We start from the raw sequence: 17,209 nt of genomic DNA, 5'->3' as shown, positions 1-17,209 counted from the left end.
GCGTGAGCGACGAGCTGGTCCCCAACGACCCCATTCAGATGCGCGCGTCGGACGCCGACCGCGAACGCGTGGCCCAGGTCCTGCACAAGGCGCACGCCGACGGCAGGCTGGACCTGCACGAGCTGGACGAGCGGCTCGGCGCCACGTACTCGTCGAAGACCTACGGCGACCTCGTCCCGATCACCGCCGACCTCGGCGTCCCCTCGACGCTGCCCGCCGTCGCGCCGCAGTCGGCCGCGCTCGACCGGATCGGCGGCGTCCCCGGCTCCACCGTCTCGTTCGCCTTCTGGTCGGGCTGCGACCGCAAGGGCCACTGGGTCGTCCCCGCCACGCACAGCGCGATCGCGATCATGGGCGGTGTCACGCTCGACCTCACCAAGGCCCGGTTCGCCGAGGCCGTCACGACCATCAACGTGTTCGCGTTCTGGGGCGGCGTCGACATCATCGTCCCCGAGGACGTGACCGTGGAGGTCGGCGGCGTCGGCTTCATGGGCGCCTTCGACGACCGCACCGACAGCACCCCGACCATCCCCGGCGGCCCCGTCGTCCGCATCAACGGCCTCGCCCTGATGGCGGGTGTCGACGTGAAGCGGCCGAAGAGGAAGAAGATCAAGAACAAGGACCGCGACCAGCTGGAGGGGTGACGGCCGGGCGTTTCCCCGCGGGTGGAACGGCGGCTTGCGCGGCGGTCGGGCTTCGGGGTGCCGAAGGCACGTGGCGAACCGCCGCCGACCGTGTGTCGCAGCTCTCCTGAGCTGCGGAAACCGGCTCGCTTGGGACGGGCGTGCCATTCCGCTTAGAGTGGGGTCCATGGCTGCCGCTCCGTCAACGTCGCCGTTGGCACCACTGCCTCCGGCCCTTGCCGATGCCGTCCGGGACGACGCTTCGCTGCGCCGGTTCCTGCACGGCCTGCCCGGTGTCGACCAGGTCGGCGTGGAACAGCGGGCGGCCGGTCTGGCCACCCGCAGCATCAAGAAGGCCGCGAAGATGTGGGCCATCGACACCGCGATCTCCATGGTGGACCTGACCACGCTGGAGGGCGCGGACACAGCGGGCAAGGTGCGGTCGCTGGCGGCGAAGGCGCGGCGGCCGGACCCGGACCGCCCCGACGTGCCGAGGGTGGCCGCGGTCTGCGTCTACCCGGACATGGTGGCGACGGCCAAGGCCGGGCTCGAGGGCACCGGCGTGCACGTCGCCAGCGTGGCGACGGCGTTCCCGTCCGGCCGGTCGATCATGCCGGTGAAGCTCGCCGACACGCGCCACGCGGTCGAGCAGGGCGCGGACGAGATCGACATGGTGATCGACCGCGGCGCGTTCCTGTCCGGCGACTACGGCGCGGTGTTCGACGAGATCAAGCAGGTGAAGGAGGCCTGCGGGGACGCGCACCTCAAGGTCATCCTGGAGACCGGCGAGCTCGCGACCTACGACAACGTGCGGCGCGCGTCGTGGCTGGCGCTGCTGGCGGGCGGCGACTTCATCAAGACCAGCACCGGCAAGGTGTCGCCCGCGGCGACGCTGCCGGTGACGCACGTGATGCTCCAGGCCGTGCGCGACTGGCGGGACCTGACCGGCGAGCTGCGCGGCGTGAAGCCCGCGGGCGGCATCCGGAGCACCAAGGACGCGATCAAGTACCTGGTGGCGGTGCACGAGGTGGCGGGGCCGGAGTGGCTGACCGCGGACCTGTTCCGCTTCGGCGCCTCGACCCTGCTCAACGACCTGCTGATGCAGCGGCGGACCCAGTTGGACGGCCACTACAGCGGCCCCGACTACGTGACGGTGGACTGAACAAGATGAGCCAGCTCTGGGAATACGCTCCCGCCCCCGAGTCGCGGGACATCGCGAACCTCAAGCCCTCCTACAAGATGTTCGTGGACGGCAAGTTCGTCGAGGGGTCGGGCGAACCGCTCAAGACGATCAACCCCGGCACCGAGGAGGTCCTCGCCGAGGTCAGCACGGCGTCACCGTCCGATGTGGACACCGCGGTCAAGGCCGCGCGCCGCGCGTACGACCGCGTGTGGGGCAGGATGGCGGGCACCGAGCGCGCCAAGTACATCTACCGCATCGCGCGGTTGATCCAGGAGCGGTCGCGCGAGCTGGCCGTGCTGGAGAGCCTCGACAACGGCAAGCCCATCAAGGAGTCGCGCGACGTCGACGTCCCGACGGCCGCGGCGCACTTCTTCTACCACGCGGGCTGGGCGGACAAGCTGCCCTACGCGGGGTACGGGCCGGACCCGAGGCCGCTGGGCGTGGCGGGCCAGGTGATCCCGTGGAACTTCCCGCTGCTGATGGCGGCGTGGAAGATCGCGCCCGCGCTGGCGACCGGCAACACGGTGGTGCTCAAGCCCGCTGAGACGACGCCGCTGACCGCGTTGGTGCTGGCCGAGATCATCCAGCAGGCCGACCTGCCGCCGGGTGTGGTGAACATCCTGCCGGGCGCCGGTGACATCGGTGCCGCGCTGGTCGAGCACGCGGACGTGGACAAGATCGCGTTCACCGGCAGCACCGAGGTCGGCAAGCTGATCCAGCGCCAACTGGCGGGCACCGGTAAGAAGCTCACCCTCGAACTGGGTGGCAAGGCGGCGAACATCGTGTTCGACGACGCGCCGATCGACCAGGCCGTCGAGGGCATCGTGAACGGCATCTTCTTCAACCAGGGCCACGTGTGCTGCGCCGGTTCGCGGCTGCTGCTGCAGGAGTCGATCGCCGAGGAGTTCCTGGAGAAGCTGCGGGTCCGGGTGTCGACGCTGCGCGTGGGCGACCCGCTGGACAAGAACACCGACGTCGGCGCGATCAACTCGCGCGAGCAGCTGACGAGGATCCAGGAGCTGACGGCCGCGGGCGAGGCCGAGGGCGCCGAGCGCTGGACGAGCTCGTGCCCGTTGCCGGACAAGGGTTTCTACTTCGCGCCCACGGTGTTCTCCGGGGTGTCGCAGGCGATGCGCATCGCCCGCGAGGAGATCTTCGGCCCGGTCCTGTCCGTGCTCACGTTCCGCACGCCGGACGAGGCCGTGGCGAAGGCGAACAACACGCCCTACGGGCTGTCCGCGGGCATCTGGACCGACAAGGGCTCCCGCATCCTGTGGGCCGCGCAGAAGATGCGCGCCGGTGTGGTGTGGGCCAACACGTTCAACCGCTTCGACCCCACCGCCCCGTTCGGCGGCTACCAGGAGTCGGGCTTCGGTCGCGAAGGTGGCCGGGCCGGACTGGAGGCGTACCTCGATGTCTGAGAACCGGATCTCCCTCGGCAAGACCGAGACCCGCATCCCCGTGGCCAAGACCTACAAGCTCTACATCGGGGGCAAGTTCCCCCGGTCCGAGTCGGCCCGCAGCTACCCCGTGACCGACTCCAAGGGCGCGTTCCTCGCGAACGCCGCCCAGGGTTCCCGCAAGGACGCCCGCGACGCGGTCTCCGCCGCCCGCAAGGCCTTCGCGGGCTGGTCGGGTGCGACGGCGTACAACCGCGGGCAGGTGCTCTACCGGGTGGCCGAGGTGCTGGAGGGCCGCCGCGAGCAGTTCGCCGCCGAGGTGTCGGCCGCCGAGGGCGTGGGCGCGAAGAAGGCCCAGGCGCTGGTGGACACCGCCATCGACCGCTGGGTCTGGTACGCGGGCTGGACGGACAAGATCGCCGCCGTCCTCGGCAGCTCCAACCCCGTGGCAGGCCCCTACTTCTCCTTCTCGACACCGGAACCGACCGGCGTCGTGGCCGTGCTGGCACCGCAGCAGTCGTCGCTGCTGGGCCTCATCAGCGTGGTCGCACCGGTGATCGCGTCCGGCAACACCGCCGTGGTCGTCACCAGCCAGGACCGACCACTGCCCGCGATCACGCTCTCCGAGGTCCTGGCCACGTCGGACCTGCCGGGCGGGGTGGTGAACCTGCTGACCGGGCGGACGGCGGAGATCGCGCCGTGGTTGGCGTCGCACGCGGATGTGAACGCGCTGGATCTGACGGGGGCGCCCGAGGCGATTCGGGGGGATTTGGAGAGGGCGGCGGCGGGGACCGTGAAGAGGGTGTTGAGGGTTCGGGGTGGGGAGGATTTTGGTCGGGAGCCGGATATTGGGCGGTTGAGGGCTTATTTGGAGACGAAGACGGTGTGGCATCCGATGGGGGTGTGATTGGCGGGGGATGCCGGGTTCTAAGCGGGGTATCGCTGTGGCCGTGAGTGGTGCGGCTGTAGGTGGTGCGGTGGAATCCGGAAATTGTCGTACCCCGGTCGTAGTGTGTGCGTCGGGGGGTTCTCACGGGCGGGGGACCCTGGGTTCGGCGTCGGGTTTGGGTGGCTGATCGCTCGAAACCGGGTATCGCTGCAGCCGTCTCCGGGTGCGGCCGACTTGACTTGGGGCCCCTTTTTTGGGCTTCGTCGGGCGAAAAAGGGCAGGTGGTAGAGCCTGCCCGCCGCCGCAAGTTTAAGCCCAAAAACCCCAAGTCAAGTCGGCCGCACGGCGGACGAGCGCGCCCGGGTTCGTGCTTGGTGGCTGAGTTGCTGCTCGGGTCCGTGCTCAATCGGCGGGTCGGGTTGGCTCGGGTCGGGTTGGCTTGGTCCTGTGCGCGATCGGCGGGTCGGCTCTGGCTGGTGTTGTTGTTCCGAAAATGTCGTACCCCGGCCGTAGCGTGTGCATCGGGGGGTCTTTCACGATCGGGGACCCCTGTTTCCGGCTGCTCGGCCGGCTCTATTCCTCTAGCACCAGTGCTGTGGCGAAGAGGGTGCGTAGTGGTGTTGCGCTGCCGCTCATGCTGATTCGGCAGGCCTCGTTGTACTCCGTGGGGTCCAGGCGGGTGAAGTCGAGGCGGTGGGCGGCGGCCAGGGCCAGTTGTCTGAAGAAGGCGCGTTGGGTGCGGCCGTTGCCTTCGCGGAAGGGGTGGAGGGCGTTGATCTCGGCGTAGAAGTGGGTGAAGCGGTCGAGGAACTGGTCCGCGTCCAGAGTGGACAGGAGTTTTTCCTCGTGGAGTTGTGCGAACACCTGCGTGCCGTAGGACTCGATGTGGGCCCAGTGGGCGAAGGTGGCGGTTCTGGTCAGGTCGGCGCGGCGGAGCTCGCCCGCCCAGGGGTAGATGTCGGCGAAGAGGTGGCGGTGGAAGGCGCGCAGATGACCCAGGTCGTAGCGGCCGGGCAGGGTGGTGGTCTTGAGTTGCGCGTCGCGCAGGAACGTCACTTCGGACTCGATCTGCCGCAACACCGCCGCGTCGGTCACACCGAGCTTGTTGGTCAGCACGTTCGAGCCGGGATCGACGTAGGGATCCTCGGCGGTCACGATCGGAGCAGTGCCTCGATCCGCCGCGCCACGGCCTCGTCCGCTCCGACCTCACCGCGCGCGACCGCGTGCGCGGCCGAGACGGCGGCTTCGGAGACCTGGAGGCCTTCGATGCCCACCGACGCCCGTGCCTCCGCGACCGCGGTCTCCGGGTCGCTGGTGAGGCCGCGGAAGTAGCGGCGCATGACCTCGTGCGGGATGGGGGTGTTGCCGGGGGCGGTGTCGGGGAGGTCGCCGCGGGCCGAGCGCCAGGGGTGCTCGTGGTGGGCCATCTCGCTGAGCTCGTGCCTGCTGAAACCGCCGTACCGCTCGACGACCGAGCGCACCACCGCGCGTTCGGTGGCCGCCAGCCCGTCCGGGTCGCCCTCCTGCCAGGAGTGCACCTGGTTGCGGCCCGCGTGCCGCCGGTAGACCTCGGGCACCACGGGGCCGTGCCGCCACGCCTCGATGGGCGCGTCGAACAGCGCCGTGCCGTGACCGGCGAGGTGCCAGGCCTGGCTGTAGTAGAGGAGCTTCTGCAGCTTCATCGGCGAAGAGGGGCCGGTGGCGGCCAGCAGTGCGGCGGCCACGTCGTGGACGTCCGCCATGCCACCTCCCCGGATGCGCGCTGACCTGCGGTTTCAGCTAACCCCATCATACCGGAACAAGGGGTCAGCCGGTGCGCCAGTCCAGCCTCCCGTCGTGCGTGACCAGGGGTTCGCAGTGGCCCAGCCTGCTGCGCTGCTCCAACGCCGTGGCGACCTGGTCGAGCATCTCGGTGACCGACGTCCACTCCGGTTTCACCATCTCGTGGCACTCGCGGTCCCACTCGACGACGCACCCCGACAGCACTCCGGGACGGAGGTCGACGGCCAGGGCGTCGCCGCAGCCGTCGAACGCGATCGGCAACCACATCGGGTGAAACCCGGTGGTCGGCGTGCCCGCCTCGGAGTCGAGTTCGGGCGGCCAGAAGCCGCGTTTGAGCCGCCAGGAGCGCAGCGAGTCGCTCGGCCCGATCGGCGTGTAGAACGGGGGCAGCACCTCGGCGAACGCCAGGTTGGCCGTCCCGCCGCACACCGACCACCACGTCCGGAGCTCCTCCGGGGGCACGAGTCCGGTTTCCTTCGAAAGCGCCAGCACCGCGGCCGGGTCCTCGGCAGTGCGCAACTCGGATCCGGTCACCGGGGCGTGCTCTCCGAGCCAGTCCACTATTCGTTTCCAGTGCACGAGAACACCCACTCGTCCATGATCGAGTGGCGCCGCCGGGCATGGTACCGCCCATCGGGGCACGATCGGGACGAACATGCTGGTCCAAAGCCCACACCGGGCGGCGGCGGATGGTGCACGATTTCCCTGACGGGTCGGGGGAACGCCCACGGGGGCGCGGCAGTCCAACAAGTGGGAACAAGAGGGGGTACCGCGGTGGTGGAGCAGAGCTTCGGCGTCGACACGGACGCGCTGGCGTCGTTCGGCAGCACGGCCACGGGGCTGGCGGCCGAGGTCGGCGAGGTGGGCACGTCCACGCTCGCGGGCGTCGACTCGCTGCCCGCGGACGCCTTCGGGAAGCTCGGCGCGGAGGTCGGGCTGACGGCCGCGTTCCAGCAGGCCGCGAAGGCCCAGCTCGACGGCGTCGCGGCCGCGGCGGCCGGGCTGTCCGGGTTCGCGAAGGCCGTCTCGGACGCCGGTGGGGCGTACACCGAGCAGCAGTCGCAGGCCAAGGACGACATCAAGCGCAGCTACCAGGTCTGAGTCGGGGGAACGGTTTCGTGGTCGACGTCGCGGGTTTCATCTCCTCACTGGTCCAGCCGATGCGGGACCACCTCGCCAAGCTCGAAGGCGACACCGGTGGCGCGACGCGGGCGGGTGACGCGTTCACCAAGGCGGGCACGGCGCTGGCCGACATCGACGGCAGGCACACCGGTGCCGCCAACGCGGTGCTCGGCACCTGGTACGGCGACAAGGCCACCACGTTCCAGTCGCGGGTCGCCGCGCTGTCGGGCGGCATGCAGCTGATGGCGCGCAACTGCACGACCGCGCAGACCGCGACCACCAGCGCCGTCACGGCCGTGACGACCGGCCGCACGGCGATCCAGGGCCTCATCGACGAGTTCATCGGCTGGGCCACGCCCCGGTTGGCCGCGGCCGTCGGCGCCGGGGTGTTCGGCGGGGCGGGCGCCTCGCTCGCGGTGGCCGCGATGGTCTCCGGTAAGGCCCACGAGTACGAGGGCAAGTCCGCCGCCGAGCTGCAGAAGGTGCGCGACCAGCTGACCGCGGCCGTGGCGCAGCTCAACGGGCTCGAACATCCCGATCTCGGCGCGCTGAAGGCGCTCGGCGACCCGATCGGCATCGAGAAGAGCGGCGAGGGCACGACCTCCACGTCCAGCGCGAGCACCGACCAGGGCAGTGCCCCGGCCGCCCCGCCGTCCACCGGCAACGGGTCCGGCGGCGGGAGCACCGGCGGCGGTGGCGGGAGCACCGGTGGAGGCGGCGGCGGTGGAGGAGGAGGGGGCGGAGGCGGTGGTGGCGGCGGAGGACCCGTCGGACCGCACCTGCCGGTCGCCATCCCGCCCCAGCCCGGCTCCGGCGTCGGCGTGAACCTGCCCGACGGCAGCAGCGCCGAGGCGCCGAACGAGCAGGCCGCCCAGGCCGTCCGCAACGCGCTGTCCGCGCTCGGCACGCCGTACGTGTGGGGCGGGGCGAACCCGCCGCAGGGCACCGACTGCAGCGGCCTGACCCAGTGGGCCTACGCGGGCGCGGGGTTCGACCTGCCGCGGCCCGCGTCGTCGCAGGCGATGGGCGCCTCGGTGCCCCCGGACCAGCTGCTGCCCGGCGACCTCGTGGTGTGGAGCGGGCACGTGGCGATGGTCATCGGCAACGGCCAGATCGTCGAGGCGGGCGACCCGGTCCAGGTCGGCAACCTGCGCACGACCAACAGCGGCATGGCCTTCATGGGCTTCTACCGGCCGACCGGTTGATCAGCGCGGGGCGTACATGATCAGCGCGACGCCGACGAGGCAGACGAGGGTGCCGGTCACGTCCCACCGGTCCGGCCGGTACCCGTCGACGAGCGCGCCCCAGGCCAGCGACCCGGCGACGAACACCCCGCCGTACGCGGCGAGGATCCGGCCGAAGTCCGCGTCCGGCTGGAGGGTGGCGACGAACCCGTACAGGCCGAGCGCGACCACCCCGGCACCGATCCACAGCCAGCCGCGGTGCTCGCGGACGCCCTGCCACACCAGCCAGGCGCCGCCGATCTCGGCGACGGCCGCGAGCCCGAACAGCAGAACCGACCGCAGCACGACCATGCGACCAACGTAACGGTCCCGGTTCCGGCAGACTGACCGAAAGGGGGTGGGCACGTGAGTGATCCGGACGACCAGGTGGGCGCGGAGATCGACCGCGCGAACCAGCGGGTGACCGAGACCGAGCGGCGGGTCACCGACCACCTCACCCGCGGCGGTCCCGTGTTCGGCCACGCGTCCTCCCCGGACCGCGCCGTCACCGTCGTCACGCCGCCCGGCGCCCCGCCGACCGAGATCAGGATCAGCCCGGCCGCCCTGCGGATGGGGCCGGACGCGCTCGCCGCCGAGATCGTCCGCGTCGCCGGGCGCGCGAGCCGCGACGCGGGCGCGCGCCTGCACCAGTCGCTCCAGCGCGTCGTCGACCCCGGTACCGCCGCCGGTCTCACCGAGCTCGGCTTCAGCCCGGACCGGTACCCGCGATGAGCACACCGACGGGAGGAGGTCTCCGGTGAACGAGCTGGACCAGGCCGAGCAGCGCAGGCAGGCGAGCGAACGGCTGGCGGAGGTGCTGGCGCACTCCACCGGCACGGTCGAGCACCCGACCGGCCTCGCGCTCGTGACGGCCACCGCGACCGGTGAGCTGGTCGGGCTGCGGCTGCACCCCGCCGCGCTCTCGCACGGCCCGGACGCGCTGGGCCGCCTCGTGGTCGAGACGGCGCGGCTGGCCACCGACGCGGCCGTGCAGCGCGGGTACAACGAGCTGGCGAAGTCGTTGGGAGACAGCATGGCCATCGCCTTCGAGGGCTTCGCCGGGCCGCCGCCGTTCCGGGCCGCCGCCGACGCCGCCGCGCACGCCCCGCAGCCGCAGACCCCCGCGCCGCCGCAGCACACCAGAGCCCCGCACCACGTCGGCGTGCAACCGGCGTTCCAGCCCGCGTTCCAGGTCGACGACCAGCCGTCCTACGGCGCGACCATCCAGGCCCCACCCGAGCCGGAGGCCCAGGAGCCGCCCGCCGTTCGGCCGTTCGCACCAACGCCGCCACCACCCGCGAGGCCCGCCCGTGGGCCCCGCCCACCGGTGGACGACGATGAGGACGCCTACTTCGCGGACCCGTTCGGCACCGGCGGGTCCGGACGTTGATCCACCCCGTAGTCTTTGTCGCGCATCCGCACGGCATCGCGTGACCTGGAGGTCTGATGGCGCAGGACATCGTCCCTATCGAACTGGGGCTGACCCAGGGGGACCTGGTCACGCTGTGGGCGCCCCGGTGGCGTGAAGAGGGTGAGGAGTGGGAGGCGTTCCTCGGGCACGAGGAGGACCTCTACGCCTTCCCCGACGCCGCGCACCTCGCCGCGTTCGTCCGCAAGGTCGAGGAGCACGACCTCGCCGACCACCCGGCGTGGTCCTCGGTCCCCGCCCTGTCGGTCGGCGACCTCTCCCCCGACGAGAACCACCAGTTCGACCTGGTCGGCGTCCCCGAGCTGGTCGCCGACGACCCCGACACCTGGGTGATCGGCGAGCTGGCCGACGTCGTCGCGATCGTGCGCTCGCTCGCCGACGTGTGCGACCTGGAGAAGGTGCACGAGGTGCTCGACTCCGCGGCGGGCTTCGCGCTGCTGCCGCAGGGCACGCTGCCGTTCAGCGGCCGCGAGGGCACCGCGCTGTGGACCGAGCTGTCCGAGGTCATCGCCGAGAAGTGGGACGACGTCCTGGACGCCATCGACTCGGTGGTGACGACGCCGGACGTCGACGAGAACGTGCTCGCGGGCGCCCAGAAGGAGCTCGCGATCCTCCAGGAGGCGCAGGCCGCCGCCGAGGCGGAGGACGACGACGCCGACGAGGACGACGACGTCGAGCCCACCGGCTTCTGGGCCGAGGTCGGCATCGACCCGATCAAGGTCATCACCGGCCAGGGCGAGTACTACACGCTCCGCTGCTACCTCGACGACCAGCCCGTCTTCCTCGGCCGCAAGGGCCGCATCGACGCCTTCACCTCGCCCAGGGCGCTGTCCCGCTTCCTCGTCGAGGCCGAGGACAACGACCTCGCCGAGGTGTCGACGTTCGCCGAGATCGTCGTCAAGGCGACCGGCGGCGACCTGGAGGTCGACGTCGACCCGGACAACGTCTACGTCCTCACCGGCCTGGACGAGGACATCGCCGACGGCCCCGACTCGGTCGACCCGACCCAGCTCGACCTCGCGGTGGAGCTGTTCGAGGACGCCGCCGAGTGGGCCCACGACGACAGCGTGAAGCTCGCGCTGAACAAGTCGGAGAGCCTCGGCTGGCTGGTCTCCTACGTCCTCAAGCCCGACCCCACGCGGCTCGCTCCGGGTGCGCCGTTCGAGGCCGAGGTCACGGCGTGGCGCTCGCTGTCCGCCGCGTTCGAGGACCGGCTGAACATCCACTAGCCCCGACACGGAGAAGGGCCCCGCCGAACGTTCGGCGGGGCCCTTCTCCGTGTCGGGGACTAGGCCTTGAGGGCCGCGTAGCCGGGCACGATGACGTCGTTGATGATCGCGTTGCGCTCGGCGAACGGGATGAAGGCGGACTTCATCGCGTTGACCGCGAACGTCTCCAGGTCGTCCCAGCCGTAGCCGAAGGCCTCCACCAGCGCGGCGTTCTCGCCGGTCGCGGTGCACTGGCTCATCAGCCGGTTGTCCGTGTTCACGGTGACCCGCAGGCCCGCCTTGTACAGCTTGTCGAACGGGTGCTCGGCGATCGTCTTCGCGATGCCCGTGTGCAGGTTCGACGTGGGCGCGACCTCCAGCGCGATGCGCCGGTCCCGCACGTAGCTCGCGACCCGGCCCAGCTCGGCGTCGTCGCCGTCGAACTTGATGTCCTCGACGATCCGCACGCCGTGGCCCAGGCGCTCGGCGCCGCAGAGCTGCACGGCCTCCCACACCGACTCCACGCCCGCGGCCTCGCCCGCGTGGATGGTGAAGTGCGCGTTCTCCTTGCGCAGGTACTCGAACGCCTCCAGGCCTCGGGTGGGCTCGAAGCCGGCCTCGGGACCGGCGATGTCGAAGCCGACCACACCCGCGTCGCGGTACTTCACGGCCAGCTCGGCGTAGGGCAGCCAGCCGTCGTTCTGGCGCATGGCGCACAGCAGCGTGCCGACCCGGATCTTCTTCCCGGCCGCGGCGGCGTTGCGCTCGCCCTGCCGGAAGCCCTCCTGGATCGCCTCGACGATCTGCTCCAGCCCGAGCCCGCGCTCGGTGAACAGCTCGGGGGCGTAGCGGATCTCGGCGTACACCACGCCGTCGGCGGCCAGGTCCTCGGCGGCCTCCGCGGCGACGCGGACCAGCGCGGCCTCGTCCTGCATGACGCCGCAGGTGTGCGCGAAGCCCTCGAGGTAGCGGACCAGCGAGCCCGAGTCGGCGTTCTCGCGGAACCAGTCGCCGAGCTGCGCGGCGTCCGTGGTCGGGAGTCCGGGGTGGCCGGACGCCTCGGCGAGCTCGATCACCGTCTGGGGGCGGAGGCCACCGTCGAGGTGGTCGTGCAGCAGCACCTTGGGCGCGCTGCGGATGGCCTCCGGGGAGGGGGTTGTCGACATGGCGGACACGTTATACCTGGCGACACGCCGTGCGACCGGCCGTTCAAACGATCTTGACTCCGTTATGATCGAATCTCGCGTTAGCAAGTTCCGGGGATTCAACCCGGTCGTGTGCCCCCAAGACGTTGCGCACTCGTGATGCGCTACCGTCCGCGATCGGGAATCGGGCTTTAGTCACTCACACGGGCGCGAAACGCGTGCAGGGGTGGTCTAGCCGCCGCTGACTACTCCCGAGTAGTGTCGGATGCGTTAACTCCAATGGAGTAGTCACCCGCTGGAACCGGGCGATCCGCGGCGGGGGGTGGTACAAACTCGACCCCCAACCTGGATAGGCTCCCGGAAGTCTCCCCCTCCCCTGGACGAAGGCATTCAGCCGTGACCGAGAACACCAGCTCCACGATGTCCTTCGACCGGATGCGCAACATGCTCACGCGCGCCGCGGAGATCCGTGAGAGCGAACAGCAGCAGATCTTCGATGCTCTGGACGAGATCCACGCGCGGATGTCTCCGCTCGAGTCGCTGGGTTCCGTTCGCAAGCGTCTGTCCGAGCTGCCCGACCGGACCGAGGTCAGCGTGCTGGCCGAGCGGCTGGACGAGGCGCTGTCCAAGCTGGAGGCGCAGGACACCGCCGTCCAGGGCATCAGCCGGGCCGTCGACGGTCTCGTCGACAAGCTCGCCAAGCCGTTCGCGCAGCTCGACGGCCGTCTCGACGGTGTCGCGGGCCGCTTCGAGGGCGTCGCGGGCCGGATGGACGGGCTTGAGGACAAGCTCTCCCACATCCACAAGCGGATCGACGACCTCGACGGCCACCTCGACAAGCAGGACGGCAAGACCGAGCAGCTGCCCGGTCTCGTGACCGGCCCGCTGCGCGAGCGCATCGAAGCCCTTGAGGCTTCCCTGCGCGGCCGTCTCGACGAGGTCGACGAGGGCGTGCACGAGCACCTCGACGGCACCCGCGAGGGCCTGCAGAAGTCGCTCACCGACTCCGCGTCCGCCCTCCACGGCCGCCTGGACGAGACCCGCGACAACCTCAACTCCACCCGCGACGGCCTGCACGCCTCGCTCACGGAGACCAAGGACTCGCTGCACTCGTCCCTCGCGGACACGCGCAACACGGTCCACGGCAAGCTCGACGAGGCCCGCGAGGCGCTCCACACCGCTCTCGAGGAGACCCGCGACCAAGTCGACGCCACCGACCGCCTCGAGGCCCTCGCGCAGCGCCTCGAGCAGGTCACCTCCCGCCTCGACACCATGACCAACCGCCTCGACGCCGTCGAGGACGACTTCACCGCCCGCCTCGGCGAGCTGTCCGGTGTCGTCGAGCAGGGCATGGTCAAGGTCGGCGACACCATCGCCGCCCGCCCCGACGTCGAGTCCCTCACCTCCTTGGTCCGCAAGAGCAACCAGGAGTCCGAGCTCCGCATCGGCGGCCAGCTCGACGAGGCCATGGCCACCTTCGCCGAACTCATCCTCGGCGGCGGCAGCCCCACCCCACCCCCACCCCCCACCGCCCTGCCCCGCCCGCAGCGCCGCACCCGCAAGAACGGCCCCAAGCCTCCGGGCAAGGAGCACATGGACGACGACGAGATGGCCGCCGAAGGCGCCTGACCGCAAGCACAACCACAACGAAGGGCCCGCCTCCCCAAGGAGACGGGCCCTTCGCCATCAGCAACAACAAAGAACAGGTACCCACCCAAGCAAGCCAACCGACCAACCAACCCGCATTGGGCGAAGCCCGCCAGCGCGCATCCGGCGCGGAGCGCCTGGGGCCTTGTCCGACGCGCAGCGAGGATGCCCTGTCAGGCGAAGCCTGATGCCCGGTCGGGCGGAGCCCGATGCCTGGTCAGGCGCAGCCTGATGCTGGCGAAGCCAGATCCCCTCCCGCCCCCGATACACAGCGCCCTCCTGCCTTGCCCATGTTTGTCAAGATGGCTTTATCGTCTTGACAAACATGGGCAAGGCATTGAGACAATCGCGCGCCGGGGGCCGGGCTTCACCAGGGGTGGGGACGACGGAACCAGGGCCAGGCTTAGCGGGGATAGGAACCCAGGAACAAACACAGGGCCAGACCTCGCCGCGAGCGACACCAACCAAACAAGAACCAGGCTCCACCCACGGGCAGGCCCCAAACCTCACACCCCACCCTCCCCCAAAGCCCCCCGAGCCCAAGCAGCGATCTCCGGATGCCCACAATCCACAGCCCGCCGATAAACCTCCCGAGCCCCCTCCACATCCCCCTGCGCCGCCAAAGCCCTCCCCAACCCGTGCAACGCCATAGCCCGGTTGAACGGATCCTCCGTCCCCAGCACCTGCCGGAACAGCTTCTCCGCCTCCCCGTACTCCTCCCCCACCATCAGCACTTCTCCCAGCCCCACTCTCGCCCGCGGCCCCCTCTCCAGCGGGCGCGAGTCCGCGGCGGCCTGGAAGGCGGTCCGCGCCTCTTCGACCTCCCCGCGGTTGAGCAGCAGGAACCCCAGGTTCACCTGGGCCATGTACGCGTACGTCGAGTGCCCGGCTTCCACGGCTTGCCCGTAGGCCCGTTCCGCCCCGGCTCCGTCGTCCGACCCCGCCAGCACCACTCCGAGCGAGAACGCGGCGGCCGCCAACGACTCCGGGTCCTCCATGGCCCGGCGGAACCCCTGCCGCGCCAGGTCGACCTTGCCCGCCGCGTAGGCCGCGTCGGCGATCCCGTACGCGTCGGCGGGCCCGGTGATCGCCAGGAGGTCGGGTACGAGGAAGTCGGGCATCTCGGCGTCGGCTTCGGCCTCGACGACGTAGTCGAGCGCCTCCACCCCGGCTCCGACCCGCCGCACCAGCGCCACCTGCGAGGCCACCGGGGCGCTGGCCCAGAGCATCCCGGCCGCGAACAGGTCCGGTGACGGGTCGACGCCGACCGTGATCCTCTCCAGGTACTTGGGGAACAGGTGGGTCAGCTCGGCGGGGGTCACCGGCCGTCGCAGCCCGGCCCGCCGCACGTCCACAGCGGCACGGGCGACGGCTTGCCCGGCCGGGCTGTCGCGGCGTCCGGCGCGCAGCTTGCGGACCAGCTCCTCACCGCCCACCAGCACCTCGCCGATGCTGGAGCGGTCCGTCAGCCCGATCTCGTCGGGGTAGTCCTCGTGCGCGGCCGCGAGCTCCGCTTCGGACAGCTCGAACGGCAGGTCCACCACGGTCGCCCGTGCCAGCGCGGCCCGTGCGGCCACCCCGACCTCGGCACCCGTCCGCAGCACCGACTCGAACCGGGCCGTGGTGATGGTGCCCACCAGGACGGCCCGTTCGGCCCAGAAGTCCAGCACGGCCGACGTCAGCTGCTCCAGGTCCGCCGACGACAGGTCGTCCAGCAGCACGACGGCGTTGTCCCCCAACGGCAACGCGGGCTCCAGCCGGGACAGCTCGGCGACCGCCTTCGCGTCGCGCGGCAGCACCATCTCGGCCTCGGGGTGCGCGTGCCGCACCGCCTCGGCCAGCGTCCGCGACTTGCCCGCCTTGGACTCCCCGCGCAGCAGCACGAACCGCCGCGCCCCCAACGCGTACCGCAGCGGCCGGTCCGCGGCGCGGGGCACGTACGGGTTGGCGCCCTCGGTGTGCCGGGTCCTGGTCGCGCCGAAGTCCACATCGGACGTCAGCCGCACCGCGGGCAGCGGCCACTGGCGCAGCAGGGGTCCGATGGCGGTGCGCCACTCGCGCTCCGCCTTCGCCTTCTTCTCCGCCCACTCCGCGCGCTTGCCGTACACGGCGGCCAGCACCCCGACCACCATGAACAGCAGGGCGACCGGGACCGCGCCGACGGGGAGCGCGACGGCCTTGTCGACCGCCGCGAACACCGCGACCGCGGCACCCAGGACGAGGACGACGCAGCCGCTCAGGAACGCCGTGCGGGCACGGCGCAGTTCGGTGCTCATGGGGACCACGTTCAGCCTCGGATGGTGTCGATCACCAGGGGTCCAGGGGTCACGGCGGAGTCGGCGACGGTGTACCCGCCCGCCAACGCCTCCAGGGCGTACGGGACGGCGTCCGGGGTGTCGGTGCGCAGCTCCAGCAGCGGCTGCCCGGCCTCCACGCGGTCGCCGGGCTTGGCCAGGCAGAGGACGCCCGCGCCCGCCTGCACCGGGTCCTCCTTGCGGGCCCTACCGGCACCCAGCCGCCACGCCGCGACGCCGACGGCGTAGGCGTCCAGCGTCGCCAGCACCCCGTCCTCGGGCGCGGTGACCACGTGCTTGTGCCCGCCGACGGGCAGCGGCGCGTCGGGGTCGCCGCCCTGGGCGCGGATCATCCGCTCCCACGTCTCGTAGGCCTTGCCGGAGGCCAGCACCTCGGCCGGGTCGGTGTCGATCCCGGCCAGGGACAGCATCTCGCGGGCCAGCGCCACGGTCAGCTCGACCACGTCGGCCGGGCCTCCCCCGCGCAGCACGTCGACGGACTCGGCGACCTCGACGGCGTTGCCGACGGCCACCCCGAGCGGAACGGACATGTCGGTCAGCATGGCACTGATCCGCAACCCGTGGTCGACACCGATGGAAACCAGTGCCGCGGCCAGCTCGCGGGCCTGCGGCAGCGTCTTCATGAACGCGCCGGAGCCGACCTTCACGTCCAGGACGAGCGCCTCGGCACCCTCGGCGATCTTCTTGCTCATGATCGAGCTGGCGATCAGCGGCACGGCCTCGACCGTGGAGGTGACGTCGCGCAGCGCGTACAGCTTGCGGTCGGCGGGGGCCAGGCCCTCGGTCGCGGCGCACACCACGGCCCCGACCGACGACAGCTGGGCCATGATCTCGTCCAGCGACAGCCGGGCCCGCCAGCCGGGGATGGACTCCAGCTTGTCCAGCGTGCCGCCGGTGTGGCCGAGCCCGCGGCCGGACAGCTGCGGGACGGCGGCCCCGCAGGCCGCCACCAGCGGGGCCAGCGGCAGGGTGATCTTGTCGCCCACGCCGCCGGTCGAGTGCTTGTCCACGGTCGGCCGGTCCACGTCGAGCGAGAGCCGGTCGCCGGACAGCACCATCGCGCGGGTCCAGCGGGCGGTCTCGGCCGACTCCATGCCGTTGAGGAAGATCGCCATGGCGAGCGCGGACATCTGCTCGTCGGCGACCGCCCCGCGGGTGTAGGCGTCGACGACCCAGTCGATCTGCTCGTCGGTGAGCCGGTGGCCGTCGCGCTTGGCCCTGATGACGTCCACGGCGCTCATGG

General features: G+C 71.3%; 17 protein-coding genes. 10 read left to right on the top strand and 7 right to left on the bottom strand.

Annotated elements, in window-relative coordinates; all coding sequences use genetic code 11:
- The first annotated feature begins 2 nt into the window (after positions 1 to 2).
- The 4 genes from CLV43_RS12660 to CLV43_RS12645 all read left to right on the top strand — a co-directional run bounded on the left by CLV43_RS12660 (position 3) and on the right by CLV43_RS12645 (position 4,113).
- Positions 3 to 644 carry a DUF1707 SHOCT-like domain-containing protein gene (locus tag CLV43_RS12660; RefSeq protein WP_170155818.1) on the top strand — a complete coding sequence of 214 codons (642 nt, stop codon included), beginning with the start codon at positions 3 to 5 and terminating at the stop codon, positions 642 to 644.
- A gap of 166 nt (positions 645 to 810) precedes the next feature.
- A complete protein-coding gene (gene deoC, locus CLV43_RS12655; protein ID WP_106187284.1) occupies positions 811 to 1,785 on the top strand; it encodes a deoxyribose-phosphate aldolase in 975 nt (324 codons plus the stop codon).
- Between the two features lie 5 nt (positions 1,786 to 1,790).
- A complete protein-coding gene (locus CLV43_RS12650) occupies positions 1,791 to 3,227 on the top strand; it encodes an aldehyde dehydrogenase family protein (RefSeq protein ID WP_106187283.1) in 1,437 nt (478 codons plus the stop codon).
- Entirely contained in the window at positions 3,220 to 4,113 is an 894-nt protein-coding gene (locus CLV43_RS12645; RefSeq protein WP_106187282.1) for an aldehyde dehydrogenase family protein, read from the top strand. The genes CLV43_RS12650 and CLV43_RS12645 overlap by 8 nt, the downstream gene beginning before the upstream one ends.
- Positions 4,114 to 4,668: 555 nt before the next feature.
- Here CLV43_RS12645 and CLV43_RS12640 read toward each other — a convergent pair.
- The 3 genes from CLV43_RS12640 to CLV43_RS12630 all read right to left on the bottom strand — a co-directional run bounded on the left by CLV43_RS12640 (position 4,669) and on the right by CLV43_RS12630 (position 6,411).
- Complete coding sequence (locus CLV43_RS12640; RefSeq protein ID WP_106187281.1) at positions 4,669 to 5,250, bottom strand: Fic/DOC family protein; 582 nt, start codon at positions 5,248 to 5,250, stop codon at positions 4,669 to 4,671.
- Positions 5,247 to 5,837, bottom strand: a complete 591-nt coding sequence (locus tag CLV43_RS12635; protein ID WP_106187280.1) for a Panacea domain-containing protein — start codon at positions 5,835 to 5,837, stop codon at positions 5,247 to 5,249. Before CLV43_RS12635 ends, CLV43_RS12640 begins: the two co-directional genes overlap by 4 nt.
- 64 nt (positions 5,838 to 5,901) lie before the next feature.
- On the bottom strand, positions 5,902 to 6,411 hold the full coding sequence (locus CLV43_RS12630) for an SMI1/KNR4 family protein (RefSeq protein ID WP_170155817.1): 510 nt from the start codon (positions 6,409 to 6,411) through the stop codon (positions 5,902 to 5,904).
- A gap of 240 nt (positions 6,412 to 6,651) precedes the next feature.
- Between CLV43_RS12630 and CLV43_RS12625 the strand changes: the two genes are divergently transcribed.
- Complete coding sequence (locus CLV43_RS12625) at positions 6,652 to 6,978, top strand: hypothetical protein (protein ID WP_245886372.1); 327 nt, start codon at positions 6,652 to 6,654, stop codon at positions 6,976 to 6,978.
- A 17-nt stretch (positions 6,979 to 6,995) separates the two neighbouring features.
- The gene (locus tag CLV43_RS12620) at positions 6,996 to 8,204 is read left to right on the top strand and encodes a C40 family peptidase (protein WP_245886368.1); all 1,209 of its coding nucleotides are present in this window, start codon (positions 6,996 to 6,998) and stop codon (positions 8,202 to 8,204) included.
- Here the strand turns inward: CLV43_RS12620 and CLV43_RS12615 are convergent, their stop codons facing one another.
- Complete coding sequence (locus tag CLV43_RS12615; protein WP_106187277.1) at positions 8,205 to 8,534, bottom strand: YnfA family protein; 330 nt, start codon at positions 8,532 to 8,534, stop codon at positions 8,205 to 8,207.
- Positions 8,535 to 8,588: 54 nt separating this feature from the next.
- Here CLV43_RS12615 and CLV43_RS12610 point away from each other — a divergent pair, with 54 nt between their 5' ends.
- From CLV43_RS12610 to CLV43_RS12600, 3 genes are read left to right on the top strand one after another with little or no spacing between them, the layout of a single operon-like run.
- Complete coding sequence (locus CLV43_RS12610) at positions 8,589 to 8,954, top strand: hypothetical protein (RefSeq protein ID WP_245886365.1); 366 nt, start codon at positions 8,589 to 8,591, stop codon at positions 8,952 to 8,954.
- Positions 8,955 to 8,979: 25 nt separating this feature from the next.
- On the top strand, positions 8,980 to 9,612 hold the full coding sequence (locus tag CLV43_RS12605; protein ID WP_106187276.1) for a YbaB/EbfC family nucleoid-associated protein: 633 nt from the start codon (positions 8,980 to 8,982) through the stop codon (positions 9,610 to 9,612).
- Positions 9,613 to 9,668: 56 nt separating this feature from the next.
- Complete coding sequence (locus CLV43_RS12600; RefSeq protein ID WP_106187275.1) at positions 9,669 to 10,880, top strand: primosomal protein; 1,212 nt, start codon at positions 9,669 to 9,671, stop codon at positions 10,878 to 10,880.
- A gap of 59 nt (positions 10,881 to 10,939) precedes the next feature.
- Here CLV43_RS12600 and CLV43_RS12595 read toward each other — a convergent pair whose 3' ends face one another.
- Positions 10,940 to 12,025 carry an adenosine deaminase gene (locus CLV43_RS12595; RefSeq protein WP_106187274.1) on the bottom strand — a complete coding sequence of 362 codons (1,086 nt, stop codon included), beginning with the start codon at positions 12,023 to 12,025 and terminating at the stop codon, positions 10,940 to 10,942.
- A gap of 414 nt (positions 12,026 to 12,439) precedes the next feature.
- Here CLV43_RS12595 and CLV43_RS12590 point away from each other — a divergent pair, with 414 nt between their 5' ends.
- Positions 12,440 to 13,633: a hypothetical protein gene (locus tag CLV43_RS12590; RefSeq protein ID WP_425445750.1), complete on the top strand. Its 1,194-nt coding sequence runs from the start codon at positions 12,440 to 12,442 to the stop codon at positions 13,631 to 13,633.
- Positions 13,634 to 14,157: 524 nt separating this feature from the next.
- Here the strand turns inward: CLV43_RS12590 and CLV43_RS12585 are convergent.
- Positions 14,158 to 15,927 carry a tetratricopeptide repeat protein gene (locus CLV43_RS12585; RefSeq protein WP_106187272.1) on the bottom strand — a complete coding sequence of 590 codons (1,770 nt, stop codon included), beginning with the start codon at positions 15,925 to 15,927 and terminating at the stop codon, positions 14,158 to 14,160.
- Between the two features lie 11 nt (positions 15,928 to 15,938).
- On the bottom strand, positions 15,939 to 17,207 hold the full coding sequence (locus CLV43_RS12580; protein WP_106187271.1) for a thymidine phosphorylase: 1,269 nt from the start codon (positions 17,205 to 17,207) through the stop codon (positions 15,939 to 15,941).
- Positions 17,208 to 17,209 lie beyond the last annotated feature (2 nt).

Origin of the sequence: Umezawaea tangerina (assembly GCF_003002815.1) — a bacterium.
Taxonomy (GTDB): Bacteria; Actinomycetota; Actinomycetes; order Mycobacteriales; family Pseudonocardiaceae; genus Umezawaea; species Umezawaea tangerina.
This window is presented reverse-complemented; position numbering and strand designations above follow the sequence as displayed.